This window comes from Paraburkholderia ginsengisoli NBRC 100965, assembly GCF_000739735.1.
Lineage (GTDB): Bacteria > Pseudomonadota > Gammaproteobacteria > Burkholderiales > Burkholderiaceae > Paraburkholderia > Paraburkholderia ginsengisoli.
Genome location: NZ_BBJF01000045.1, coordinates 1 through 1,231, shown reverse-complemented (window position 1 = coordinate 1,231; position 1,231 = coordinate 1). Strand labels below are relative to the sequence as shown.

Here is a 1,231-nt window from a genome sequence, read left to right as displayed (position 1 = left end):
GGACAGACCCGTCGACAGCGAAGCGACGTTGCTGTTCGTCGTGCTCAAGCCCGTCGAAAGCGAACTCACGCCTGTGGACAGCGAGCTGGCCGTCGTCGAGGTCGACGTCGACAGGCTGGTCACCGTGCTGTTGCTGGTGCTCAAGCCGGTCGACAGCGAGCTGATGCTCGTCGAGGTCGATGTGGACAGCGTGCTCACGCCAGTGGACAGCGAATCCAGCGCCGAATTGGTGGCGTTGAGTTGCGAACCGTTGATCGCGTCAGTGCTCGTGGCGCTGATCCGGCCTGCGGCCACGTTGGTGATCTGGCGTTCAGCGCCCGATGCGCCCACGCTAACGACGCTGGCCGGCGTCGTGCCCGCAAAGTTGTACGTCTGACCGGCAATGGTCGTGCTTGCCGTGGGGTTCGGCGCGGCTGTCACCGAACCTGCGCCCAGCGCCACGGAGCCAGCGTCGTGCGCTGCCGCGCCCTGGCCGATCGCCACCGCGCCGCTCGACGCCGCGTTCGCGCCGTCGCCGAGCGCCACGCCGCCTGCGCCCGCCGCCGTTGCATTGGTGCCGGCCGCGAGCGCATTCACGCCCGTCGCGCCGTCGTTGTCGTAGTTGCCCTGCTGCGTGCCGTTGTCGTTCACGCTGTAGTAATGCGTGCGCGTCGCCGAGACCAGCGTCGAGAGACTCGTCACGTTGCTGTTGGTGGTGCTCAGGCCCGTCGACAGGGAGCTGATGCCGGTCGAGGCCGACGTCGAGAGGCTGCCTACCGTGCTGTTGGTTGTGCTCAGGCCCGTCGACAGCGAACTGATACCGGTCGACGTCGTGGTCGACAGCGAAGTCAGTTGACCGAAGTTCACCGCGTCGCTCGGGTTTGCACCGTCCGCTACGTTAGTCAACGTCACCGGTGCCGTTGCGCTCGCGCCGCCGAGCGTCACGCTCGTGTGCTCCGGGTTGTCGTACTGGACTGCGTTGGCGAGACCTGTGGACAGCGAGCTCACGCCCGTCGAAAGAGTACCGACACTCGTGGACAGCGAGTTCACGCCGCTTTGCGCCGTGCTGAGACCCGTCGAGGTAGAGGTCGAGAGGCTCGTGACGTTGCTGTTGGTCGTGCTCAGGCCGGTCGACAGCGAGCTGACGCCGGTGGACAACGAGTTCACGCCGCTCTGTGCGGTGCTGAGGCCCGTCGAAGTGGCGGTCGAGAGGCTGGTCACGTTGCTGTCGGTCGTGCTCAGGCCCGTCGAC

The 1,231-nt window shown here is 66.6% G+C and carries 1 pseudogene; it reads right to left on the bottom strand.

What is annotated here, in order from left to right:
* Positions 1-1,029 (bottom strand): annotated as a pseudogene (locus BGI01S_RS28810) (hypothetical protein); the annotation flags it as partial.
* Positions 1,030-1,231 lie beyond the last annotated feature (202 nt).